Below are 22,312 nucleotides of genomic sequence, written 5' to 3'. Positions count from 1 at the left end.
CTTGTTATCGTGCCAATGCATCGGCGATGGAAATCACCGCCGGTCCGCCGATCAAGATGAACAGTGCTGGCAGCATGAACGCCATCATTACCACCGTCATCTTGGCGCCAATCCGGTTAGTTTCCTCCCGGATGCGGCTACGTTCCACGTTCTGGGCTTCTTCAATAATCTGATCCAGGCTCGCTGAGACACCCGCACCCAGTTGGCTGCTTTGCTTCATCAGCACCACATAGCTACGCAACACTGGAATACGCTTGTTCTCACCCAATTCATCCAGCGCCTGTGTGCGCTCCGCACCAGACTTCATCAGCCGGTTAAAGCGATCTATCCGCATAATGAGAATGGGTAGAAGTGGTCGACCCTGGCGGCCGATGATGCGCAGCACTCGTTCCAGCGAGAGCCCCGCCTCCATCAGCATTCGCGTCATGTGACAAAGCTCAACGGCTTCCAGGTTCTGCCGCAACTCGGCCTGAGCACCCATGCCACGAATCGTCCGCCGCGGCACAATAAACCCTAGAGCCGACGCCAGCAGACCACCCAGCAAACCAAAAACCAGAAACCCCACCAACGCCACCAGGCCCGGCAGCAGCCAGCAGGACAGCAGATAGATAACCTGGGATTGTTCGCGGCTCTTGCCCATGCCTGCCAGCGCCTGGCGAATCTCCTGATAATCGCCGGAAGCGACAGAGGAATCCGTCAATGCACTGGAAAGCTTCCAGAGCCAGAACCCCCGATCCTCATCGTCCCGATGACTGCCGCTATCCTGCAAACGCTGACTGACACGCGCGCGAAGCGCCCAGTCCCGAGTCTTGTATACCAGCCACAAGGACAACGCGGACAGAAGAATGGCGATTATCAGCAACACATTATTCACGGCCCACCCCCTGGATCATCCGCCAGATCACGAGGACACCCAGACCCTGCAAGATACCGGCGATCAGCAGCATGGTGTGGCCGGTATCCGTGTTCAGCAGAACCTCGGCATACTTCTCATTGATCAACATCATGTACGCGGCCATACCCAACGGCAGCAGGGTAAAAGCGCCGGCGGTAAAACGGGTCTCTGCGGTGGAAGCAAGAAACTCCCGGCGCAGCTCCTGTTGAGAGCGCAGCGAGCCGGCAACCTGCTCCAGAACCGGCCGAATGGAGGAACCAAACCGGGCAGAAGTGCGCAAGGCAATGGAAACCAGCACCAGGGACGACACCTGATAAAGCCGGGAAAAATCTTCAAACAGGCCGGTGTAATCCCGTCCGGATTCAATGGCACTGCGCAACCGGAAGGTCAACGGCGCAAACACGGGCGGCGCATCCTGAAAGGATTCCAGTAGGGATGCCTCCAGAGACCGACCCGCGCTCATATAGCGCAAGGTGGATTCCATGATTCCGGGCAGTGATTCAAAAATCATGCGCCGTTGTTGCTGGAAGCGAAACCGCCAGTACATCCACAGACTTGCTGCCAGCAACGCCATTACCACGGCAGCCGCAATGAAACCCGACGATGCCATAACCAGCACCACGATCAGGAAGATAACGATACCGAGCAATGACAACTGCACTCTGGACAGGCGGATATCCGCACGCAGCAACAGCCGCTCCAACGGCCCGGCCACTACCCGCACCTGCCCGGACTCACTGCCAATTTCCGTACGCTGCTGCAAACGCTGGCGTACCCGCTCGGTGAGCAGGCTACGTTGCCGGTAGCGGAACCAGACGAGCTGCATCAGCACGGTCAGCACGGCAATAATGCCGAGCATCTGTGCCATGCCGAGCAACTCCACCGCACTCATTCCTGACTCCTGTACAGGTAATCCATGTGGTAGAGGTCATTTTCCGTGGGTGTCAGCGCCACCACCTCACTGACTCGGCGGCGGCCATCGGGCAGCCTTTCCAGCTGAATGATGATATCCAGCGCCGAGCCGATCAGTCGGCCGATGGCGGTTTCGCTGGCTTCATAACCACTTACCGCCAGCAGGGTTTCGATTCGCACCAGGGCATCGCGGGTGCTATTGGCATGAATGGTACTCATGGAGCCGTCATGGCCGGTGTTCATGGCCTGGAGCAATTCGATGATTTCGTTGGAACGCACCTCGCCAAGAATAATCCGGTCAGGGCGCATCCGCAGGGCGTTGATGACCAACTCCCTGGCACTGATTCTACCCTTGCCTTCGGTATTGGCCGGGCGGGTTTCCAGACGAACCACATGGGGATGGTTAAGCACCAGTTCGGCAGAATCCTCAATGGTGAGAATACGCTCCTGACGAGGAATGTACTGGCTGATCAAGTTCAGCATGGTGGTCTTACCGGTACCGGTACCACCACTGATGATGATATTTCGCTGCGACTCCACTGCCTTGACCATAGTGTCCAGGCACGCCTCGGTCAGGGAACCGCTGTCAATCAGCTCCTGGGCACTCAGGTGGTTACCGGTAAATTTGCGGATACTGATACTGGGGCCATCAAGGGCCAGCGGTGGAATAATCGCATTGACACGGGAACCATCCGGCAGACGGGCATCCACCATGGGACTGGATTCATCCAGCCGGCGCCCCAGGGGAGCCAGCATGCGACGAATCACCCGCACCACATGATCATCATTGATGAACCGCACCGATGCCTTTTGCAGCACCCCGGCCACCTCAATGAAGACGCTGTCAGGACCATTCACCAGAATATCGTTGATCCGAGGGTCTGCCAGCAACGGCTCCAGTGGGCCATAGCCGGTAACCTCGTCCAGCGTATCGCGGACCAGCTGATTAAGATCCTGGGTGGACAGGGGCACCCGGTTAAGCGCGATATGCTGCCCTGCTGCGGTCCGGACAAAATCCGCAAGCTGATCGCGGCCGGCATTGCCTACCTCGATGCCCTCTTCATCCAGCCGCTCCACCACCCAGCGATGAGTGCGATCCTTGAGGTGCTGGTACTCCGCGTCGATTCGTCCCGCCACAAGCGCTCCTGCTATCCGTTGCTACGCAGTCGTTGCCACCAGCTGTCACCGGCACCGTTTTCCTGCTGGGACTCCAGTTTGTTCATCAACGTCTGCAGGCTACGGCTGTAACGACAGCGGGGAGACTGCTCTTGAATCGGCAATCCACTGTTCATGGCCATCAGACGATGACGCCAGTCCATGGGCAATCCACCCAGCAGACTCACGCCGGCGGTTTCCGACAGTTCATCCAGCCCCGGCGGCACCTTGCCTTCCATGCCGTCCACAACAAGATGAACCTGGCTATCGCGGCCAAGATGGGAACGCCATTCATTGCCCAGGGTCCGCACGGCATGGGCCTGGTCCACCAGCGGCTGCATGGTGATCAACAGGTGGCGAGCATGGATGCCCAGCGCCCGCACCCAGTGGCGGCTCTCCAGCGTGCCCACATTAATCACGATGCGATCGAACATCTGCATCAGATGATTGAGCGCAATAAACAGATCAGCACTGCGATCTCCCTCCAGCTCACGGCTGTCGATACCGCCGGCCAGCAATCGCAGTCCCGGCCGATACTCTTCCAGAGCGGTGCCGATCAGGGTTTCATCCAGGGTTTCCGGGCTCGCCAGCAAGTTCTCCAGGGTGTATTCGTTATGCACATCCAGATAGAAAATACCGCGCTCGGCGGGCTGGGTATCAATGGCCAGGCAACGCTCATTGGGAAACAGGCGATTCAACCCCAACGCCACATTCTGAGCCAGAAAACGGGTATCCACCGTGGGGCTGGCTGCTGCGACCAGGGTCAGATTATTGGTAGCCGAACGCGCCTGATCATCATAGTGACCGACCCGTAGCAATTGATGGCGGCGCAAGCGATCCCGCACATCACCGGCTTCACTGCCTGCCACAAAACAATCCCGGGCACCGGCACGCATGGACTGCAGCAGCAATTCCTGATTGGCGCGGGCACAGACGGTAATCACGGTTACCCAGGGGCGTGCACTGGTCAGGGCAGTGATAATGGCCAGTGACTGGTCCATATCCACTTCGGAAATTTCCACCATCACCACATGCGCAGTGGTGGCTTCCAGCAAACGCAGCACCCGGGTCAGGTCGCTGCGGCTGACCTGTTCCAGCCGGAAAGGCTCATCCACCACCCGTTCCAGCCAGGCCTCGATGCCTTCATCGTCAACGACGGAAAGAACAATGTCATGATCACTCATAGCATCACCAGCTCAGGCCGTGACGAATGGGCTGGGAACCACGACGGCTTTCCGTGGCCATATCCAGCCAGCCCATGCTGCTACTGTGGTAACCAGCACCAGGCAAGGTCACAGGAGGTTCGGTACTTTTCTGTGGTGTCACCAGATGGGGCGTCACCACCATCACCAGCTCCTTGTCACTTTTCTCGATACGCGAAGAGCGGAAAAAGGCACCCAGCAGCGGAATATTGCCGATACCCGGCAGGCGGTCACTGTTGTTGATGGTATTGCGACTTACCAAACCACTGATGATAAAAGTCTCTCCTGGCGCCAGAGACACGGTGGTCTCTGCTCGCCGCACCCGTAGGCCCGGCACCGCCACGCCGCCCGTTTCCACCCCGGCGGAAAAATCCAGTTCGGACACTTCCGGCGCCACCTTGAGGATAATCTGCCCGGCATCAATCACCGTAGGCGTCAGGCTCAGGCCAATACCGAATTCCTTGAATTCGATCTGTATGCCGCTGTTGTCACTGCGAATGGGAACGGGAAACTCACCGCCTGACAGGAAACTGGCGCTCTGCCCGGACAGGCTGGTCAGCGAGGGTTCCGCCAGGGTATAGGCAAAACCGCCGGCTTCCAGGGCGTTGATCGCCAGGACGGAATTGGGACCGAAACCAAACAAATTAAACCCGTCACTGCTCAGTGGTGCCGGCACCACTCCCGGCACCTGGAAACCGGTCCCCGGCGGAGCAATGCCCACGGCCGACTGGCCATCATTGAAGATATTGCTATAGCTCATGCCCAACTGGTTAAGTTCCGAGCGACTCACTTCCAGCACCCGGATATCTGTCTGCACCTGGGTACCAAAGGGCAACGCTGACCCCAGTGTTGTTGCGACTACCACAGTACTGCGTAGCGGTTTTGACTCACCGCGCAACCATACTGATATCACCGCCGACCCCTCAGCCTTGGCCGTGAGTAACAGCTCCTCACTGCCGGTCACGGTAAGCGCTGCCACCTTGGGGTCCGACGTCGCCACCTTGGCCACAGCATCCGGGAAATTCAGGACTTTCTGATCTCCGGGCGCGACCCGCATGGTGCCTTGAAGGGTTTCCGCCTGCGCCACCATGGCAAGCGACAGGGAGAACCACAGTGCCAGGCAGGTCCCGGCCCCCTTCCACAACCACTTAACGCACATAGGTGCTCCTTGACTCTGATCCCTCATACACTTCCACTTTCTGACCCGGTGTCGCCCGTGGTGCAGGTGCGCGGGCCGCCGGGAACAGATCCTTGTAGTAAACCGGTTTGGCTTTCTTTTCTTCGTCGCTGTCGTCAGCTGCCTTGTCCTGGCTGGCCACCACCGCCAATCGCAACGTACCTTCTTCCGAGGCAAGCAGCAGTGTCGGCACCTTGTCTTTGGGCACCGCCAGAACCACCGTATTGTTGCGGCGCTGGGCCTCGCGATCCTGATCGCTGCTGGCCGCTGCCATGGCACCCTTCACGGCAAGCACCTGAAGGCTGCGCAGCAGCACCATGGCAGCCGGGTTATCCCGTTCCGATTTGCGAAATGCCACCGCCACATCCACCAGATCGCCGGGTTGCAGCAAACCACCGGCCATGACCACATCATCCACCCCTACCGCCACGGCGCGGAAGCCGGAGGGCAGAGTGCTTGGCAGGGTGCCGCCAGGCTCAAGGTGGTTGCGGGAAAGCAGCTCGCCCGGACGGGCGTATTGACGTAATTCCTTGCCGACTACCTTTTCATCGGCGGTCAGCACATTGGGGATGGGGGCCGGCGAGGACACTACCGCCAGAACCTCTTCATCCAGGGAGTCACCAATGTTGAGACTTTCAGTGACGACCCAATAGCGGTAACTGGGCGTTTCCTGATCGCGCACATCCTCGCCAGCGGTATTATCGCGGACTACCAGCGACGGTGCCGGGTCGCGACTTAATCCCACCAGCGCCAGTATCAGCGCAACCAATGCCACCGCCAACGCCGGCAGCATGTAGAGCAGTCTTGATCCCATGTTCTCTCCGGAACATCCCTGTCAAATATTGATTCTTTTGCCGATCCGCATTTCTAGATCAAAACGCAGCCCGGGCATCCACATCCAGTTGTGCCGGCAGGGGCGGAAAATCCCCCAGCATGCCGAAACTCAACACCGGCACAATCGGGTTGGTTTGATAATTGGGGTATACCAGACTGCAGCGAAGCACTACTACCCCCCCCGCGATGGTTTCCAGCCCGCAGGCCGAAGCCGTATTCAGGTTATCCCTCAGGGTTTCCGGTAACTGCGCCACCAGGCCAGCCAGAGCCGTGTTCGCTCTCTGCGTTACAGCTGTGCCGATGTTACTGGCCTCGTTATCGGACCTGTCCACATACAGCGCCGTGGATACTGCGGTATCCACGGCGGCCTGCATACGATACTGGGCAAAGAAGGTCAGGCCGTAGACCGCCGCACCATAAAGCATGGCTATCACGAAGGGGAAAAGCATTAAAAACTCTAATGCCACCGCCCCTGTTACTCTCCGGCGTATCCGCATACTTCGCACCCGAACGTCGGCTAGACCTTACGAACCACCAGCGTTGGAGGCGTCAGAGAACAGATCTGTAAATGCAGTATTAATAGTGGTCTGGACAGTATCATTGGTTGCCAAAACACCAATGATAATTATCAGTGCGGCAGCCAGCACGATGTATTCAAGCGCACTGGCACCACGCTGGTTACGTGCCCGCCCTGGCAATTGGGTGTACAGGCGGATCATCAATAAACGAAACATATCTTTAAAGGTACTCATAGTGCTCTCCGTTGCACGTCCCTTGATGTGAACATTACGTGAATGCATATGCGAAAAAGTGAACTACTTATTTAATGCTATGCATCTGAGAAGTGCATCACAACTTTCACTGCGTAGTGTTTTGTTGCGATGTACCGCTTTCTGTAAACGTAGCACCAGAGTACCGGCAGCAGCATGGCAAAAGCCCCATTCGGGCCTGAAAGGTGACGAACGGTGTTTCAAAAGCACAGAATTGCACGTATGTGACAGACAAAGGTGGTGGCTTTGTGATATCGATTTGAACATCGGTGAACTATTGCCACCCGTCAGGAGAAAATCCGCCGCGGCCAGCCGACAAAAACCCACCTTCAAACCACCCTTATTTGCCCTCCCTGGCCAGATTTCGGACATAAAAAAACCCGGAACAGAATCCCGGGTTTTTTTATGTCCGTTGCCAGGCAGGCAGGAAGAAAATCGTTACTTGATCTTCGCTTCCTTGTAGGCCACGTGCTTGCGCACGACCGGATCATACTTCTTGGTTTCCATCTTTTCAGGATGGAGACGCTTGTTCTTGGTAGTGGTGTAGAAGTGCCCCGTGCCAGCAGAGGACACCAGGCGGATTTTTTCACGAATAGGACCGGCCATGGGTTAGCTCCTTAATTAGCCTTAAACACGCTCGCCGCGAGAACGGATGTCAGCCAGCACGGCATCAATCCCTTTCTTGTCGATAATACGCATGCCCTTGGAGGTCACACGCAGGCGCACAAAGCGCTTCTCGGACTCAACCCAGAAACGATGGTGGTGCAGATTCGGCTCGAAACGACGCTTGGTCTTGATGTTCGAGTGAGAAACTCTATTGCCCGTTACAGGGCGCTTACCGGTCACCTGGCAAACCTTGGACATTGTCTTGCTCCGTAAATCTTCTTGCGGGGGGACGGTAGAGCCCCGGAAAAGGCGCGTTTTATACCAATCTGCCGGTCAAGTTTCAAGCTAAATCTTGGATATTCGACCGGATGGGCCAGGATTCAGGGACTTAGCTCGGCCCTGCCAGGACCTGGCAGGGCAAAAATACCCGACAGGGGATTTTCGCAGCCTGACTAAACAGCCCCTCTCGAGGCCAGCGACACCCAGCCACCGTCACCGATTACCAGATGATCCAGCACCCGAATCTCCAACAGCCCAAGCGCTTCTACCAGCCGCCGGGTGATGGCATGGTCCGACTGACTGGGTTCGGCCACGCCGGAAGGGTGGTTGTGAGCCAGAATCACCGCAGCGGCATTGTGCTCCATAGCCCGGCGCACTACTTCCCGCGGATACACCGCTGCCGCATCGATGGTGCCCTGAAACAACTGTTCGAAGGCAATCAGGCGGTGTTTGTTATCCAGAAACAGGCAGGCAAACACTTCGTAGGGCAGCCCGCGCAAGCGCGCGGTGAGTAGCTGCCCGGCCTTGTCCGGGTTATCCAGTGGCAACCCTCGCTCCAGCGGTTCCGCCAGATAACGCCGCCCCAGCTCCAGGGCCGCCAGCAACAGGGCGCGCCGGGCCGTGCCCATACCCGGTAACCGGGCCATGCGCTCCGGCCCGGCATCCAGCAGGGCCCGCAGCCCGCCCCCTGCCGCCAACTGTGTTCTGGCCAGATCCACCGCTGTCATACCCTGTTGGCCAGTGCGCAGAAAGATCGCCAGCAGTTCCGCATCACTCAGTGCTCCCGCCCCTCTCGCCAGCAACTTTTCCCTGGGCCGCTCATCCGCCGGCCAGTCGGTTATGGCCACAGGAACGCCTCACAGGGCATGCGACCCCGCAACATGGAATAATCAGACATCACGCAGCCTCCAGCATTCCCGACATCAGCGCAAACACCTTTTCGATCACGGTGATATTGGACGGGATTCCCAGCGCCGTTCTTTCCATCTGGCCAGCCAGCCCAAAGCGTTCTTCTCTCGGCCACCCCTCGGTCATGCCATATATCCTTCGGCCAATTCCACCGCTTCCTGGCAAACTCTCAAGTTCTTATAGCGCCGATTCTCTCTTTCCATCTTCCTGCTCCTGATCTTTCCGTGTTGCGTCCTTGCATGCTGCGTGCCGCGTCTCTTTTACAGTGCTACCCTATGCGCCTCGATTAATAGCATTCCGGGGGCAGCATCGGCAGACGAGATTTGCCATGATTGCCGTCAGCCAATAAGGGTTCTCGCATGCATCGTCTGGTGAACAAACGCATCCTTCTGGGAGTCACGGGCGGAATTGCCGCCTATAAAGCCGCAGACCTGGTTCGCCGCCTGCAGGATGTGGGCGCCCAGGTGCGAGTGGTGATGACCCAGGGAGCCTGCGAATTCATTACCCCGTTGACCATGCAGGCCCTGTCCGGGCATCCGGTGCATACCACCTTGCTGGACCCCACCGCGGAAGCCGCCATGGGCCATATCGAGCTGGCCCGCTGGGCGGATCTGGTGCTGATTGCCCCGGCCTCAGCAAACTTCATGGCGCGCCTGGCCCACGGCCATGGCAACGACCTGCTTGCCACCCTCTGCCTGGCCACCGGCGCCCCCATCGCCATCGCGCCGGCCATGAACCAGCAGATGTGGGCGGATACCAGCACCCAGAAAAACCTGCTGATCCTGCAGGAAAAGGGCATCAAGGTGTTCGGCCCCGGCAGCGGCAGCCAGGCCTGCGGCGAAATCGGCGCAGGGCGGATGCTCGAGCCACTGGAGATTCTCCAGCATGCCGCCGAGGTATTCGATTACCAGTTGCTCACCGGCAAGCATGTGGTGATTACCGCAGGTCCTACCCGCGAAGCCATCGACCCGGTGCGCTATATCACCAACAAGAGTTCCGGGAAAATGGGCTTCGCCCTGGCCGAGGCTGCTGCCGAAGCCGGTGCGCGAGTCACCCTGATCGCCGGGCCGGTCAATTTGCCGACCCCGTCACGGGTAGACCGAGTGGACGTGAGCCGTGCGGTGGACATGTTCGATGCCTGCATGAAAACCGTGGACGAGGGCTGTGATGTATTCATTGCCACCGCCGCTGTAGCCGACTACCGCCCCACCGTCACCGCCGACCACAAGATCAAGAAATCCACCGAGGAAATTCACCTCACACTGGTAAAAAACCCGGACATCGTGGCGTCGGTAGCAGAACACGACAAACGCCCCTTCACCCTGGGCTTCGCCGCTGAAACCCGGGATGTAGTGGCGTACGCCCAGGCCAAACTGGTGAACAAGAAACTGGACATGATCGCTACCAACGATGTGTCCGGAAGCAATGTGGGCTTCAACAGCGACAACAACGCCCTCACCGTCATCTGGCCCGGTGGCCACAAGGTGCTGCCGCTGGCCTCCAAAGCCCAGATCGCCAAACAACTGATCGAACTGATTGCGATACGGTATAAAGATTAATAACAACGCCAGACACCTGACCCCAGATGCCAGACGCCCGCCGCGTCCGGCGTTCAGCATCAGGTGTCCGGCCAATCAGGAACTGACTCCATGAAACTGCAATACCGCGTTCTCGACACCCGACTGGGCGACACGATTCCTCTGCCCCATTACGCCACCGACGGCTCCGCCGGACTGGACCTGCGCGCCATGGTCAAAGAGCCACTGACGCTGGAACCGGGGCAGACCGAGTTACTGCCCACCGGCATGTCCATCCACATCAGCGATCCCGGCTATGCCGGCATGATCCTGCCACGCTCCGGGCTGGGCCACAAACACGGCATCGTGCTGGGCAATCTGGTGGGACTGATTGATTCCGACTACCAGGGCGAGCTGATGGTGTCCTGCTGGAACCGTGGCAACCAGCCATTCACCGTGGAACCCGGCGAGCGCATTGCCCAGCTGGTGATCGTGCCGGTGATGCAAGTGCAACTGGAACAGGTGGAGACTTTCACCAACACTGAGCGGGGCAGCGGCGGTTTCGGCCACAGCGGCCGCCACTGAGCCTGATCCGGAGGGGATATGGGGAACAACAAGAAGAACAATAAACGCGCCGACGTGAGCGTATTCAAGCCACTGGCGCCCCTGCTGATTGCTGCCCTGGCTGCCATCCTGGTGGCCGGCGGCGCTACCTGGCTTTACCAGACCCGGGTCGCAGACGCGGCACAACAACAGCAAAACGCCACGCAGCTTGCCCAGTCCATCGCCAACCTGGGGCAGAGCCATATCCAGGCACACCAGCAGCAGCTGGCGTTGCTGGCCACCCGCAACGATGTGGAGCAGGCACTATCCGCTGACACCATCGCGAACTTTAACGCCCGTCACCACCAGTGGTTGCCGGATGCCAGCCTGCGCCTGGTGCCACGCCGTGGCGCGAATACTGATGATTTCAGCTATACCGCCCAGGAACTGCTCAAGGAAGTGCGTCTGGGCCAATCACCGGGCCCGGTCATCATCGCCGGCCAGCCTCCCACCCTGATTCTGGTGAAAGCCACCCGCAACCAGAGTGGCGCCCTTCTGCTGCAACTGCCTCTCAACGCATTGACGAAAAGCCTGCAATCCCTGGCCCCCGCCGGTAGCCAGCTGCAGGTAACCTTCGCTGGCAACAACCTCTTCAAGCAGCCCGGCAGCAACAATGGCACCCGTGCAGACGCTACTGCCGGCCCGGTGGGGGTCCAGCTGACGCTCCCCCCCACCGACAGCAATCTGCTGATGATCAGCACCATCGTTGTGGCCCTGGGCATCGTGCTGTTGTTACTTGGCACCCTGGTGGTAAACCGCTTGCTGGCCCGATTTCTCAAGCAGGATTGTGCCGAGCTGGTCCGTTACTGCGACGAGCTCGCCCGCCAACCCGGGGTCAGCGCCCGCAATCACTTCCATTTTCCGCTTTTTAGCACCGTCAACGACGCCCAGGCGCGCATGGCAAGCAAGCTCCGCGAGCGGAGCGGGCCAGCTCGCCCGGCTGCCAAAAAACAGTCGGAAGACCTGGTCGTGGTGGAAGAGAATGACGACGGCATTCTGCTGATGGACGAGGAGCACGGAGAAACCCTGCCGGACAGCATCTTCCGTGCCTATGACATCCGTGGCGTGGCCGGCGACACACTCACCGCCCAGGGCGTGTATCTGCTTGGCCGCGCCATCGGCACCGAAGCTGGCGAAGCCGGCCAGCAAAGCGTACTGGTGGCCCGGGACGGGCGCCTGTCGAGCCCGGAACTGAGCCGTTCGCTGATCAAGGGCCTGCTGGAATCCGGTCGCGATGTTATCAATCTGGGGCTGGTGCCCACTCCGGTGCTCTACTACGCCACCGAAGTGCTGGAAACCCGTAGCGGCGTCATGCTCACCGGCAGCCACAATCCGCCCAGCCACAACGGTCTGAAAATCGTCATCAATGGCGACACCCTCTACGGCGAGCGCATTGCTGCCCTGCAGGAACGTATCCGCAGCAAGTCGTTCAGCGAAGGCCAGGGCCGCGAGGAAGAGCGCGATGTCGCCGATCGTTATCTGGACGATATTCTCAGCGATATCGTGTTGGCGCGGCCCCTCAAAATCGCCATCGACTGCGGAAACGGCGCTGGCGGCGAACTGGCTCCACAGCTCTTCAGGCAACTTGGCTGTGAGGTCACCCCTCTCTACACCGATATCGACGGCAACTTCCCCAATCACGCTCCAGATCCGGGCAACCCGGAGAACCTGGCCGACCTGATCAGGATAGTGCAGCAGGAAAATCTGGACCTCGGCCTGGCCTTTGATGGCGACGCTGATCGCGTGGCGGTGGTCACCAACAGCGGCGAAATCATCTGGCCCGATCGCCTGTTGATGCTGTTCGCCAAGGATCTGCTGGGGCGCAGCCCGGGCGCGGACATTCTCTTTGACGTAAAATGCAGCCGGGCTCTGCCGGCCATTATCCGCAAGAACGGTGGCCGCCCGATGATGTACAAGACCGGGCACTCGCTGATCAAGGCCAAAATGAAAGAGTGCGGTGCGCCGCTGGCCGGCGAGATCAGCGGCCACATCTTCTTCGCCGACCGCTGGTTCGGCTGCGACGACGGCCTTTACGCCGGCGCTCGTCTACTGGAAATCCTCTCTCTTCAGGATGACAGCGCCAGCCAGGTGTTCGACGGCCTGAAGACCGGCCTCACCACCCCGGCCCTGTACATTGATGTGAGCGAAGAAAACAAATTTGCCCTTGTCGACGCCCTCGCCGCTCGCGCCGAACAATTCGCCGGTGGCCGCCCCAACACCATCGATGGTTTACGGGTGGACTACCCGGACGGCTGGGGCCTGGTGCGCGCCTCCAACACGACACCGTCGCTGGTAGCCCGTTTCGAAGGCCGCGACGAGGAAGCCCTGGCAAGGGTCAAGGAACAGTTCCGCAAGCACCTGCAGGCCGTGGACGACAGCCTGGAATTGCCGTTTTAAGTTAGAATCAGACAGCCGAGGCGTTGAGTGTTCAACGCCCTGGCTAACGCCATGCCCTAGGAGACCCAATGGACACCAACAGTGCCCACGACACCGCCCGGATTCTGATTGAGGCGCTGCCCTATATTCAGCGCTTTTCCGGTGCCACCGTGGTGATCAAGTACGGCGGCAACGCCATGGAAAACGACGAGCTGAAAAACAGCTTCGCCCGCGACGTGGTGATGCTGAAACAGGTGGGCCTCAACCCGGTGATCGTTCACGGCGGTGGCCCGCAGATCGGTAGCCTGCTGGAACGCCTGGGCAAGGAGTCGAAGTTTGTTCAGGGCATGCGCGTCACCGATCAGGAAACCATGGACGTGGTACAGATGGTGCTCGGCGGTCTGGTCAACAAGGACATCGTCAACCTGATCCAGCACAACGGCGGCCAGGCCATCGGCCTCACCGGCAAGGATGGACGCCTGATCAAGGCCCGCAAGATGCTGCTAAAGGCTCAGGACGAAAACGATCCGGCCCTGCAGACCTCGGAAATTATCGACATCGGCCATGTGGGCGAAGTGCAGGGTATCGACACCACCATCATCGACCTGATCGCCGGCAGTGATTTCATTCCGGTGATCGCCCCTATCGGCGTAGATGAAAAGGGTATCAGCTACAACATCAACGCGGACCTCGTCGCCGGCAAAATGGCCGAGGTGCTGCGCGCCGAGAAACTGATCCTGCTCACCAATGTGGCAGGCTTGAAAGACAAGCAGGGCAAAGTACTCACCGGCCTTAGCGCCGAGCGGGTCGATGAACTGATCAAGGACGGCACCATCCACGGCGGCATGCTGCCCAAGATCGGCTGCGCCCTGGACGCGGTGAAAAACGGCGTGCACACCGCCCACATCATTGATGGTCGGGTATCCCACGCGGTGCTGCTGGAAATTCTTACCGATCAGGGGATCGGGACTCTGATCAGCAAGAACTGAGATTGTAGGACCCATGCTCGCATGGCGAACATGGCAACGCCCTTCAGGGATTTCGCCATGCAAGCATAGCTCCTACGAGGGCTGACAATATAACAACGGGAACGACGCTACATGACCGAAAAAAAACCGTCGCGCAAAGAGCAGATTCTGCAGTCGCTCGCCCACATGCTGGAAGCCGGGCCCGGGGGGCGTATCACCACCGCCGGTCTGGCTCGGGAAGTGGGGGTCTCAGAGGCGGCGCTGTACCGGCATTTTCCCAGCAAGGCGAAGATGTTCGAGGGGCTGATCGAGTTTATTGAAGAGGCGATCTTCTCCCGCATCAACCGCATTACCGAAGAAGGGGATGCCACCGGCCAGGTGGAACAGATCCTGACCCTGATGCTGGCCTTTACCGAGCGCAACCCGGGGATTACCCGGCTGCTCACCGGTGATGCACTGACCGGCGAGAATGAACGCCTGCACCAGCGCATCCTGCAGTTCTATGATCGGGTGGAAAGTCAGCTCAAGCAGGTGCTGCGCGACGCGGAGCTGAAGGAAGGGCTGCGCACCCGGGCCACTCCCACCATTACTGCCAACCTGTTGCTGGCAGTGGTCGAGGGGCGCATTGCCCAATTTGTTCGCTCAGGTTTCAAAATCCGCCCTGGCCAGGACTGGCAGGCGCAGTGGGAATTGCTGATCCCCACCTTGTTCCGGGAATAGCCCTGCAGGCGGGGCGTGTAACGACGCAGCGATCGCAGGGCGCGCCCCGACGGGATGAGCGAAGCGAATAACCTGCCCACTGGCAGGCCCTGCCAGATAAGGGCCAGGGTTTAACGTTCTGCCTTCTCGATTTCCTTCAGCCGCTGGATGATCGGCGCGTATTCCTTTTTTGCCGCGTCGATATCGGTTTCGAACTCCACCAGCTTTTCTTCCGTTACTTCAATCTGGCGCTTCAGACGCTCAATGGCTTCCTGGACACCCTCCGGCACATCGCGACCGGCTCGTTCATTCCGGGCCGCCACCGCGATCTCGTCATCCAGCTTCATCTGTAGCTGAGCCAGGCTGTTTTCTTCATAGCTGATGCTCAGTTCCAGGGAATCGATCTTGCGGTCCCTGGCGCGTACCGCATCTTCCGGCCCCGCATACAGACGCACCAGCTCCTTGTCTTCACGGGCCTGACGAGCCCGCTGCAGACGAACCTGCCGGGCCTCTTCATCATTCAGATTAACGCCATCCACATCTTCCAGAACCCGCCCATGCTGATCCAGCAGCTGATAACCGCTACGCATGGCATCGGTGGTCAGAGTACGGTTCAGGTGGACCACACCATCGGCAGTCACATGCCGAAAATAGGCACCGTCCGGCATGCGCTCACTGGCGCGCTGTCCAAATCGCGCCGCCAGTGTTGGCGCTGACAGAATCAGCACCAGAATCAGAGCAATACATCTCATTATTATTCCACTCCATAACGCTCCCGGTACTGCCGCATACGGTACACCATGGGCTCGCTATCCGGTTGCTGTTCCAGCCAGTGAATAATATCGTTCATCGCCACGATACTGCCCACCGGCACCCCCAACGATTGCTCCACTTCCTGAATCGCTGACAGCCCTCTCCCTGCTTCGGAAGGCTCCTTACCGCACTCCTGGCGATCCAGTGCCACCATGACCCCCGCCATGGTGGCATCGGTCTTTTCGAACAACGCTGCCACTTCACGGATGGCAGTGCCCGCGGTAATCACATCATCAATCACCAGCACCCGGCCCTGTAAGGGCGCCCCGACCAACCAGCCGCCTTCGCCATGATCCTTGGCTTCCTTGCGGTTAAAGGCCCAGGGCAAATCGCGGCCATGGTGCTCGGCCAGCGCCACTGCCACCGCTGCCACCAGCGGAATCCCTTTATAGGCAGGCCCGAACAGCATATCGAATTCCTGCCCGGAGGCGACGATGGCGTCCGCATAATAGCGACCCAGCCGCGCCAGGGCCTCACCGGTGTTGAAGGTGCCCGCATTGAAGAAGTACGGGCTCTTGCGACCGGATTTGAGGGTGAATTCGCCGAATTTCAGCGCTTCACGCTCCTGGGCAAAACGCAGAAAATGCTTCTTGTAGTTCTTCATTGTCTATCCTTACCAGCCCAGCACCTGCTGCTGTGCCTGAATGATTTCACCAATGCCCTTTTCCGCCAGCCCCAGCAGGGTGTCGGACTGTTCGCGGGTAAAGGGAGCCCCTTCAGCGGAGCCCTGGATTTCGATAAAGCCGCCCTGCTGGGTCATGACCACGTTCATGTCGGTGCCGGCGTTGGAGTCTTCCGCATAATCCAGATCCAGCACCGGCTCGTCCTTGTAAACGCCCACGGATACCGCACCGACCAGACCGGTAAGCGGGTCATCCTTGATCTTCTTGGTTTCCAGCAGATGGGAAAAGGCATCCACCAGGGCCACGCAGGCACCGGAAATGGAGGCGGTGCGGGTGCCGCCATCAGCCTGCAGTACATCACAATCCAGGAAGATGGTGCGCTCACCCAGCTTTTTCATATCTACGGCAGCACGCAGGGAACGACCGATCAGACGCTGGATTTCAAGGGTACGGCCACCTTGCTTGCCCCGGGAAGCCTCGCGACCGGAGCGGGTGTGGGTGGAACGGGGCAGCATGCCGTACTCGGCAGTGATCCAGCCCTGGCCCTTGCCCTTCAGAAAGCGCGGCACACCTTCCTCCACGGACGCGGTACACAGCACCTTGGTATCCCCGAAAGCGACCAGCACGCTGCCCTCGGCGTGAACGGTGTAGTTGCGGGTGAAGCTCAGTTCACGCAGCTGATCATGGGCTCGGCCGGAAGGACGCATGGAAACTCCTGAAGTGTCTTGAATGCAAAAGGGCCGCCATTGTAGCAAAGGCAGGGGCGGTTCTGCCTGCTTGGTGGGTCATTAGGCCCGATGGGCCCTCGTGGTCTAGACTATGGGGCCCGTCCAACCGCTGTTTCGAGGTTCACATGATCTGCAGTATGACCGCTTTCGCCCGCGCCGACCGTCATCTGGAAGGCTACAGCCTGGTCTGGGAGATCAAAGCCGTGAATCACCGCTACCTGGAAGTGAGCCCGCGCCTGCCCGACGCCCTGCGCGCCCTGGAAAACGGCGTGCGTGAGAAATGCCGCAAGGCGCTGGCCCGGGGCAAGGTGGAAGTGACCCTGCGCTACCAGCAGGACGACAGCGAGGTGTCCCTGGAGCTCAACGAGGAACTGGTGAAGCAGCTTTCCGATGTATCCCGTCGGGTCGGCGACCTGGTCCAGCATCCCGGCCAGGTAAACCCCATGGAAATCCTCCGCCATCCTGGCGTACTCAGCACCCGCAAGCTGGATGTGGAACTGCTGCAGAACGAATCCCAGTCCCTGCTGGATGAAGCCCTTGACGCCCTGATCGACACACGCCGCCGGGAAGGCGAGCAATTGGGCCAGCTGATCGTCGACCGGCTGGATGGTATCGGCACCCAGATCGATATCGTCAAAGCCGCCATCCCCCGCATCAAGGAGGCGCAGCGCGACCGCCTGCGCACTCGTATCCAGGACGTGATCGAGTCCCCGGACCCGGATCGCCTGGAGCAGGAGCTGGTCATGCTGGCCCAGAAAATGGACGTGGACGAAGAGCTGGACCGCCTGGTGACACACGTCAGCGAAGTACGGCGCATCCTCAAGAAAGGCGGCCACATCGGCCGCCGACTGGATTTTTTGATGCAGGAACTCAACCGCGAAGCCAATACCCTGGCAAGCAAATCCGTGGACAGCGAAACCACGGCGGCGGCAGTGGAACTGAAAGTGCTCATCGAGCAGATGCGGGAACAGATCCAGAATATCGAGTAAAATCCAGGTAAGTCCATAATCGTATTTAATACGTTGTTTTTAAAGAATTAAATTCGAAACTCAATCCATGGAAATCCACTGCCATCCACCACTATCCAGACAAAAGTGGTGGGCAAAATGGTGGGCAAAAACGTGACTTTTCCCTCCCTGACACCTATATTGACCTGAAATGGTGGGCAGCCATCAAGAGACTGCCTGCATACCATTGATAACAGAGAATTTTTCTCTTTAATCAACAAACAAAAAGTGGTGGGCAGCCTGTTTTTATAGGCTCAAACGCCACAAGGTCAAAATGAGCAAACTCAGCGCCACTCAGATCAAGTCCCTGGCAAAGCAGGCCCCCAAGAAGCATACCGATGGTGGCGGCCTCTATTTCTGCGTGCGCAAGTCAGGCACGCCCTACTGGATGCTGCGCTACAGCGCCCAAGGCAAGCGCCACGAGATTACCTTGGGCCAATACCCCCAGATGTCCCTGGGTGACGCCCGGGAAGCCGCTGTGCTGACCAAGCAAGGCATCCGAACGGGCACCGACCCAATCCAGGAAAGGGCCAAAGTTGTCCAGCCCGACATCCGCACCGTCAAAGACCTCTTCCAGGACTGGCATGAGACCGATCTGTCCCGGCGCCTGAAACACCCCAACATCCCCAAGCGCATCTACCAGAAAGAAATCCACCCGGTGATCGGCCTCTACCCGATTGCCGACGTCACCCCAAGGGATATCCGGGCAGTCCTGCAGCGCGTTCAGCGCAGCAACCGCCCCACCATCGCCAATGACACCCTGATGTACATGAAGCAGCTGTTTCGTCATGGCATCAAACTGGACCTGTGCCAGAACAACCCGGCCAGTCCCTTCACCGTCAGCGACGCCGGCGGCGTCGAAGCCAGCCGGGAGCGCACCCTGACGCTGGAAGAAATCGAACATTCCTTTGGGGTCTTCCGGGAGCACATCAGCAGCTTTGGTCGAGACAACTATCGGGCCTGCTGCTTGTTCCTGGTGCTAGGCGTGAGAAAAAGCGAGCTATGCGAGGCCCGCTGGGAAGAATTCGACCTCGAGGCCGGAATCTGGGATCTCTCCAAAGAGCGCAGCAAGACTGGCGCATCGATCACCATCCCTCTGCCAACCCAAGCCATTGAGTGGCTAAAGGTACAGCAAGGCCATGCCTGCGGCTCCCCCTATGTGTTCCCTGCCAGGCGCGCCAGCAAACGCCCCCACATGGGCCCTGACACCCTGAACCGCGCCATTTCCAAGCTATTTGGCCGAGAGGCTGGCCGGAAGGTGCAGCCACCCAACAAAATGGACGACTTGGAACACTTCACCATCCACGACCTGCGACGCACCTTCCGCAGCCTCGCAGCTGCGGAAGGTGTGCCGAGCCATGTGGCGGAGAGGTGTTTGAATCACAAGCTGAAGGGGGTTGAGGGGATTTATGATCGGTATGATTATTTTGAGGAGCGAAAAATAGCTCACCAGCGAGTAGCCAACGCCATAGAAGCCTTAATACACCTATGATGTACAGGTGTGTTTAGGCTGTATTTATTGACTATCGACAACCATAAGCCAAGACCCTGAACTACAACCTATACAAAGAATCGGGATTTTGATGGACTCGCTTGGACACCTCTGGACAATCAGCAGCCTGCATCACACAACAGCAAATGTGGCCACGAATCGCTGTCCTGCTACCCTGCGCCGCCCAATGGCTTATGCATAATCTTTTAACCTGATCCAGCTCCCTAGCGCCACAGGTTGTCGCTTCTGCCTCGGATTCATTTTTGCCAGCCAGGTTGTTTAGTCAATCTATAACCGCTCAAGATACTGGCCGCTTGCGAAAAGATGGCGCCGCTTATACGCAGGGAAATTTGTTGGAGCCTGTTGTGCTCGCCGCTGGGGGGGGGCGGCGGCGTTACACCAAATCGGCAGAAAGACAGCGACATCACTCGCATCGGTCGGGTCACGACTTGGATGCATGCGAATTATCAAAAGTCTTTCAAAGTCGGGGAGCTGACCGCTATGCCGAATATAAGCCCCGCGTTTTTCATCGGCATTTCAAGACCATCAGCCAGCTAACCCAGGTGCAGTTCCAGGAGCGGGTGCGTTTGCAGGAAGCCTGGCGGCTGCTATTCAGCGAGCAGGACGTGGCCAGCGTTGATTACCTGGTCGGTTATGAAAGCCCGTCCCAGTTCAGCCGCGACTACCACAAGCTTTTTGGTGCTCCGTCAGATCGAGACAAGGCGATGATGCGGTCTAGTTTGGCGATTGAGAGTGGGGTTTAGGTGCTCGTAGACATGGAGCTGGCCTACCCCCCTTTGGGGTACGAAATAAGAGATCTGGGAAGATATTGCATCATGCAGTAAAGCGCAGTGTCGAAAATGTAGTACTGCCTTAATTCATTGGCTAAGCTAATAACCCCTTCCTTAAATTGCCATCTAATCAGAACAATCCCCGCTTGCTACCGTGAATCCCATAGTCACTGACCAACCTAATGGATTCACAAGAGGGTAAGACCATGAAAGCTGTGAGCTTCAAGAACCGTAATGTCGATGTGGCCGCCAATCTGTACTTCCCGGAAGGCTTTGATGCGTCCCGGCAGTACCCCACGATTATCTGTGCGCACCCGATCAGTAGCTGCAAGGAGCAGACCTCCGGTGCGATCTATGCCGCCCGGCTGGCGAAAATGGGGTATGTGACGCTGGCGTTTGATGCGTCCTTCCAGGGGGAAAGTGGTGGCGAGCCACGTTTTCTGGAAGACCCGGCGACCCGGGTGGAGGACTTCCGCTGTGCGGTGGACTATCTGGTGACCCAGGATTTTGTGGATGAGAGCCGCATCGGGGTGCTGGGTATTTGTGGCGGTGGCGGTTATGCCGTGCATGCGGCCATGACGGAGCGTCGTATCAAGGCGGTGGGCACCGTGGTGGCGGCCAACTATGGGCGGCTGATGCGCGAGGGGGATATGTCCCCGAATGCAGCGATCCAGACCCTGGAGGCCATTGGCCAGCAGCGTACCGCCGAGGCCCGTGGGGCGGAGCCGCTGATCACCGGCTATATTCCCAACTCGAAAGACGAGTGTGAGCAGGCAGGCATTACCGATATTGATGTGGTGGAAGCGGTGGATTACTACACCACGCCGCGCGGGCAGCAGCCGGGTTCCCCCAACAAGCTGCGTTTCTCAGGGCTGGCACCGGCAGTGGCCTTCGATGCGTTCCATCTGGCTGAGCATCTGCTGACCCAGCCGCTGCAAGTCATCATCGGCAGCAAGACCGGGGCCTTCGGTTCTCACCGGGATGGCTACGAGCTGTATGGCCGTGCGGCGTCGAAAAACAAGGATCTGCTGGTGGTCGATGGTGCCAGCCATTATGACCTGTACGATCAGCCGCAAGCGGTGGATCAGGCGTTGGCAAAACTGCAGCAGTTTTATCAGGATCACTTGTAACACATCGCGACAGCATCAAGGGCGGCCAGGTTGGTCGCCCTTTTTTATATTCGGTCGATTGGTTTCGAGAGCTCTCAGGTAAGGCGCAAGGCATCAACCACCATGGCAAAGGCAGTGGAGGCCTTGCGGCGGCTGGTGTAATAGAGGTGATAGCCGGGAAAGGTGTGGCTATAGCGATCCAGCACGGAGATCAGGCTGCCGTCGTCCAGTCCCGGCTGGGCCAGGGCTTCTGGAAGGTAGGCCAGGCCCATGCCGTCTTTGGCCGCTTGCAGCACTTGCAGGATGCTGTTGAATACCAGTTGTCCTTCCGTGTGGGTTTTCACTTCTTTCTTGCGTACCTGAAACAGCCAGGGGAAGACGCCGCCCTGGGTGGGCAGGCGCAGGTTGATGGCGTTGTGTGCCACCAGGTCCTGGGGTTTTTGCGGTGGCGTGTGTCGGTTGAAGTAGTCCGGTGAGCCCACCACGACCATGCGGATCGGCGGGCAGATCGGTACTGCAATCATGTCCTTGGCAATCAGTCCGGCGCGGCGTACCCCGGCATCGAATCGTTCCTTGGCAATATCCACCAGTCCATAGTCCACGCTTAGTTCCACCTTGATATCCGGGTGGTCACGCAGCAGGGGCTGCAGGGCTGGCCACAGCACGGTGGAGACGGCAAATTCATCGGCGGTGATGCGTACGGTGCCGGCGGGTTTGCCCTTGAGCGAGTGCAGCTCCGCCAGCCCGGCGTCGATATCGTCCAGCGCCGGCCCTACCAGTTCCAGCAGCCGGTCGCCGGCTTCCGTGGTGGTGACGCTGCGGGTGGTGCGGTTGAGCAGCTTCAGGT

At 58.8% G+C, this 22,312-nt stretch carries 25 protein-coding genes; 9 read left to right on the top strand and 16 right to left on the bottom strand.

Annotation, left to right across the window (positions count from 1 at the left end; all coding sequences use genetic code 11):
* Positions 1–4: 4 nt before the first annotated feature.
* The 12 genes from Q0Y02_RS03750 to Q0Y02_RS03695 form a co-directional block, all read right to left on the bottom strand.
* Positions 5–874, bottom strand: coding sequence for a type II secretion system F family protein (locus tag Q0Y02_RS03750; RefSeq protein ID WP_297764567.1), 870 nt, complete (start codon positions 872–874; stop codon positions 5–7).
* The gene (locus Q0Y02_RS03745) at positions 867–1,787 is read right to left on the bottom strand and encodes a type II secretion system F family protein (RefSeq protein WP_297764564.1); all 921 of its coding nucleotides are present in this window, start codon (positions 1,785–1,787) and stop codon (positions 867–869) included. The genes Q0Y02_RS03750 and Q0Y02_RS03745 overlap by 8 nt, the downstream gene beginning before the upstream one ends.
* Positions 1,784–2,944, bottom strand: coding sequence for a CpaF family protein (locus Q0Y02_RS03740; RefSeq protein WP_297764561.1), 1,161 nt, complete (start codon positions 2,942–2,944; stop codon positions 1,784–1,786). The genes Q0Y02_RS03745 and Q0Y02_RS03740 overlap by 4 nt, the downstream gene beginning before the upstream one ends.
* A gap of 11 nt (positions 2,945–2,955) precedes the next feature.
* Positions 2,956–4,146 carry a hypothetical protein gene (locus tag Q0Y02_RS03735; protein WP_297764557.1) on the bottom strand — a complete coding sequence of 397 codons (1,191 nt, stop codon included), beginning with the start codon at positions 4,144–4,146 and terminating at the stop codon, positions 2,956–2,958.
* 4 nt (positions 4,147–4,150) lie between these two features.
* Complete coding sequence (locus Q0Y02_RS03730) at positions 4,151–5,323, bottom strand: pilus assembly protein N-terminal domain-containing protein (protein WP_297764554.1); 1,173 nt, start codon at positions 5,321–5,323, stop codon at positions 4,151–4,153.
* The gene (cpaB, locus tag Q0Y02_RS03725) at positions 5,313–6,155 is read right to left on the bottom strand and encodes a Flp pilus assembly protein CpaB (protein WP_297764551.1); all 843 of its coding nucleotides are present in this window, start codon (positions 6,153–6,155) and stop codon (positions 5,313–5,315) included. The genes Q0Y02_RS03730 and cpaB overlap by 11 nt, the downstream gene beginning before the upstream one ends.
* A 58-nt stretch (positions 6,156–6,213) precedes the next feature.
* Positions 6,214–6,672: a TadE/TadG family type IV pilus assembly protein gene (locus tag Q0Y02_RS03720; RefSeq protein WP_297764548.1), complete on the bottom strand. Its 459-nt coding sequence runs from the start codon at positions 6,670–6,672 to the stop codon at positions 6,214–6,216.
* Between the two features lie 27 nt (positions 6,673–6,699).
* Positions 6,700–6,927 carry a Flp family type IVb pilin gene (locus Q0Y02_RS03715; protein WP_297764546.1) on the bottom strand — a complete coding sequence of 76 codons (228 nt, stop codon included), beginning with the start codon at positions 6,925–6,927 and terminating at the stop codon, positions 6,700–6,702.
* Positions 6,928–7,383: 456 nt separating this feature from the next.
* The gene (gene rpmG / locus Q0Y02_RS03710; RefSeq protein ID WP_007151127.1) at positions 7,384–7,551 is read right to left on the bottom strand and encodes a 50S ribosomal protein L33; all 168 of its coding nucleotides are present in this window, start codon (positions 7,549–7,551) and stop codon (positions 7,384–7,386) included.
* A gap of 21 nt (positions 7,552–7,572) precedes the next feature.
* Positions 7,573–7,809 carry a 50S ribosomal protein L28 gene (rpmB, locus tag Q0Y02_RS03705; protein ID WP_035248690.1) on the bottom strand — a complete coding sequence of 79 codons (237 nt, stop codon included), beginning with the start codon at positions 7,807–7,809 and terminating at the stop codon, positions 7,573–7,575.
* A gap of 194 nt (positions 7,810–8,003) precedes the next feature.
* The gene (radC, locus tag Q0Y02_RS03700) at positions 8,004–8,678 is read right to left on the bottom strand and encodes a DNA repair protein RadC (protein ID WP_297764538.1); all 675 of its coding nucleotides are present in this window, start codon (positions 8,676–8,678) and stop codon (positions 8,004–8,006) included.
* Between the two features lie 49 nt (positions 8,679–8,727).
* The gene (locus Q0Y02_RS03695; protein ID WP_297764535.1) at positions 8,728–8,904 is read right to left on the bottom strand and encodes a four helix bundle protein; all 177 of its coding nucleotides are present in this window, start codon (positions 8,902–8,904) and stop codon (positions 8,728–8,730) included.
* Positions 8,905–9,098: 194 nt separating this feature from the next.
* Between Q0Y02_RS03695 and coaBC the strand changes: the two genes are divergently transcribed.
* The 5 genes from coaBC to slmA all read left to right on the top strand — a co-directional run bounded on the left by coaBC (position 9,099) and on the right by slmA (position 14,923).
* Positions 9,099–10,298 carry a bifunctional phosphopantothenoylcysteine decarboxylase/phosphopantothenate--cysteine ligase CoaBC gene (gene coaBC / locus Q0Y02_RS03690; RefSeq protein WP_297764532.1) on the top strand — a complete coding sequence of 400 codons (1,200 nt, stop codon included), beginning with the start codon at positions 9,099–9,101 and terminating at the stop codon, positions 10,296–10,298.
* Between the two features lie 90 nt (positions 10,299–10,388).
* On the top strand, positions 10,389–10,841 hold the full coding sequence (dut, locus tag Q0Y02_RS03685; RefSeq protein WP_297764529.1) for a dUTP diphosphatase: 453 nt from the start codon (positions 10,389–10,391) through the stop codon (positions 10,839–10,841).
* Positions 10,842–10,859: 18 nt separating this feature from the next.
* A complete protein-coding gene (locus Q0Y02_RS03680) occupies positions 10,860–13,256 on the top strand; it encodes a phosphomannomutase/phosphoglucomutase (protein WP_297764527.1) in 2,397 nt (798 codons plus the stop codon).
* Between the two features lie 68 nt (positions 13,257–13,324).
* Positions 13,325–14,224 (top strand): acetylglutamate kinase, encoded by a 900-nt coding sequence (gene argB / locus Q0Y02_RS03675; protein WP_297764524.1) that lies wholly within the window; start codon positions 13,325–13,327, stop codon positions 14,222–14,224.
* A gap of 111 nt (positions 14,225–14,335) precedes the next feature.
* The gene (gene slmA, locus Q0Y02_RS03670; RefSeq protein WP_297764521.1) at positions 14,336–14,923 is read left to right on the top strand and encodes a nucleoid occlusion factor SlmA; all 588 of its coding nucleotides are present in this window, start codon (positions 14,336–14,338) and stop codon (positions 14,921–14,923) included.
* Between the two features lie 110 nt (positions 14,924–15,033).
* Here slmA and Q0Y02_RS03665 read toward each other — a convergent pair whose 3' ends face one another.
* The 3 genes from Q0Y02_RS03665 to rph are packed head-to-tail and all read right to left on the bottom strand — an operon-like array spanning position 15,034 to position 17,045.
* The gene (locus Q0Y02_RS03665; RefSeq protein WP_297764519.1) at positions 15,034–15,654 is read right to left on the bottom strand and encodes a hypothetical protein; all 621 of its coding nucleotides are present in this window, start codon (positions 15,652–15,654) and stop codon (positions 15,034–15,036) included.
* Between the two features lie 2 nt (positions 15,655–15,656).
* Complete coding sequence (gene pyrE / locus Q0Y02_RS03660; protein ID WP_035248706.1) at positions 15,657–16,319, bottom strand: orotate phosphoribosyltransferase; 663 nt, start codon at positions 16,317–16,319, stop codon at positions 15,657–15,659.
* A 9-nt stretch (positions 16,320–16,328) separates the two neighbouring features.
* On the bottom strand, positions 16,329–17,045 hold the full coding sequence (gene rph, locus Q0Y02_RS03655) for a ribonuclease PH (RefSeq protein ID WP_035248709.1): 717 nt from the start codon (positions 17,043–17,045) through the stop codon (positions 16,329–16,331).
* 158 nt (positions 17,046–17,203) lie between these two features.
* Between rph and Q0Y02_RS03650 the strand changes: the two genes are divergently transcribed.
* The 4 genes from Q0Y02_RS03650 (at position 17,204) to Q0Y02_RS03635 (ending at position 21,486) form a co-directional block, all read left to right on the top strand.
* Positions 17,204–18,055, top strand: a complete 852-nt coding sequence (locus Q0Y02_RS03650) for a YicC/YloC family endoribonuclease (protein ID WP_297764514.1) — start codon at positions 17,204–17,206, stop codon at positions 18,053–18,055.
* A gap of 292 nt (positions 18,056–18,347) precedes the next feature.
* A complete protein-coding gene (locus Q0Y02_RS03645) occupies positions 18,348–19,565 on the top strand; it encodes a site-specific integrase (protein ID WP_063508271.1) in 1,218 nt (405 codons plus the stop codon).
* 449 nt (positions 19,566–20,014) lie between these two features.
* Positions 20,015–20,329: a helix-turn-helix domain-containing protein gene (locus Q0Y02_RS03640; protein ID WP_052042919.1), complete on the top strand. Its 315-nt coding sequence runs from the start codon at positions 20,015–20,017 to the stop codon at positions 20,327–20,329.
* 233 nt (positions 20,330–20,562) lie between these two features.
* Positions 20,563–21,486 carry an alpha/beta hydrolase gene (locus Q0Y02_RS03635; RefSeq protein ID WP_035248713.1) on the top strand — a complete coding sequence of 308 codons (924 nt, stop codon included), beginning with the start codon at positions 20,563–20,565 and terminating at the stop codon, positions 21,484–21,486.
* Between the two features lie 74 nt (positions 21,487–21,560).
* Here the strand turns inward: Q0Y02_RS03635 and Q0Y02_RS03630 are convergent, their stop codons facing one another.
* Complete coding sequence (locus Q0Y02_RS03630; protein WP_231866110.1) at positions 21,561–22,130, bottom strand: LysR substrate-binding domain-containing protein; 570 nt, start codon at positions 22,128–22,130, stop codon at positions 21,561–21,563.
* Positions 22,131–22,312 lie beyond the last annotated feature (182 nt).

The sequence above is a fragment of the uncultured Alcanivorax sp. genome, assembly GCF_947258575.1.
Taxonomy (GTDB): Bacteria; Pseudomonadota; Gammaproteobacteria; order Pseudomonadales; family Alcanivoracaceae; genus Alcanivorax.
Note: the sequence above shows the minus strand (reverse complement) of the source record. Positions and strands in the feature narration are given on the sequence as shown.

Coding starts and splice junctions, on each gene's coding strand:
- rpmG (WP_007151127.1), bottom strand. CDS start 7,551: ATGGCCGGTCCTATTCGTGAAAAAATCCGCCTGGTGTCCTCTGCTGGC.
- cpaB (WP_297764551.1), bottom strand. CDS start 6,155: ATGGGATCAAGACTGCTCTACATGCTGCCGGCGTTGGCGGTGGCATTG.
- Q0Y02_RS03635 (WP_035248713.1), top strand. CDS start 20,563: ATGAAAGCTGTGAGCTTCAAGAACCGTAATGTCGATGTGGCCGCCAAT.
- dut (WP_297764529.1), top strand. CDS start 10,389: ATGAAACTGCAATACCGCGTTCTCGACACCCGACTGGGCGACACGATT.
- Q0Y02_RS03665 (WP_297764519.1), bottom strand. CDS start 15,654: ATGAGATGTATTGCTCTGATTCTGGTGCTGATTCTGTCAGCGCCAACA.
- pyrE (WP_035248706.1), bottom strand. CDS start 16,319: ATGAAGAACTACAAGAAGCATTTTCTGCGTTTTGCCCAGGAGCGTGAA.
- rph (WP_035248709.1), bottom strand. CDS start 17,045: ATGCGTCCTTCCGGCCGAGCCCATGATCAGCTGCGTGAACTGAGCTTC.
- Q0Y02_RS03745 (WP_297764564.1), bottom strand. CDS start 1,787: ATGAGTGCGGTGGAGTTGCTCGGCATGGCACAGATGCTCGGCATTATT.
- rpmB (WP_035248690.1), bottom strand. CDS start 7,809: ATGTCCAAGGTTTGCCAGGTGACCGGTAAGCGCCCTGTAACGGGCAAT.
- Q0Y02_RS03650 (WP_297764514.1), top strand. CDS start 17,204: ATGACCGCTTTCGCCCGCGCCGACCGTCATCTGGAAGGCTACAGCCTG.
- Q0Y02_RS03645 (WP_063508271.1), top strand. CDS start 18,348: ATGAGCAAACTCAGCGCCACTCAGATCAAGTCCCTGGCAAAGCAGGCC.
- slmA (WP_297764521.1), top strand. CDS start 14,336: ATGACCGAAAAAAAACCGTCGCGCAAAGAGCAGATTCTGCAGTCGCTC.
- Q0Y02_RS03735 (WP_297764557.1), bottom strand. CDS start 4,146: ATGAGTGATCATGACATTGTTCTTTCCGTCGTTGACGATGAAGGCATC.
- coaBC (WP_297764532.1), top strand. CDS start 9,099: ATGCATCGTCTGGTGAACAAACGCATCCTTCTGGGAGTCACGGGCGGA.
- Q0Y02_RS03680 (WP_297764527.1), top strand. CDS start 10,860: ATGGGGAACAACAAGAAGAACAATAAACGCGCCGACGTGAGCGTATTC.
- argB (WP_297764524.1), top strand. CDS start 13,325: ATGGACACCAACAGTGCCCACGACACCGCCCGGATTCTGATTGAGGCG.
- Q0Y02_RS03720 (WP_297764548.1), bottom strand. CDS start 6,672: ATGCGGATACGCCGGAGAGTAACAGGGGCGGTGGCATTAGAGTTTTTA.
- Q0Y02_RS03715 (WP_297764546.1), bottom strand. CDS start 6,927: ATGAGTACCTTTAAAGATATGTTTCGTTTATTGATGATCCGCCTGTAC.
- Q0Y02_RS03730 (WP_297764554.1), bottom strand. CDS start 5,323: ATGTGCGTTAAGTGGTTGTGGAAGGGGGCCGGGACCTGCCTGGCACTG.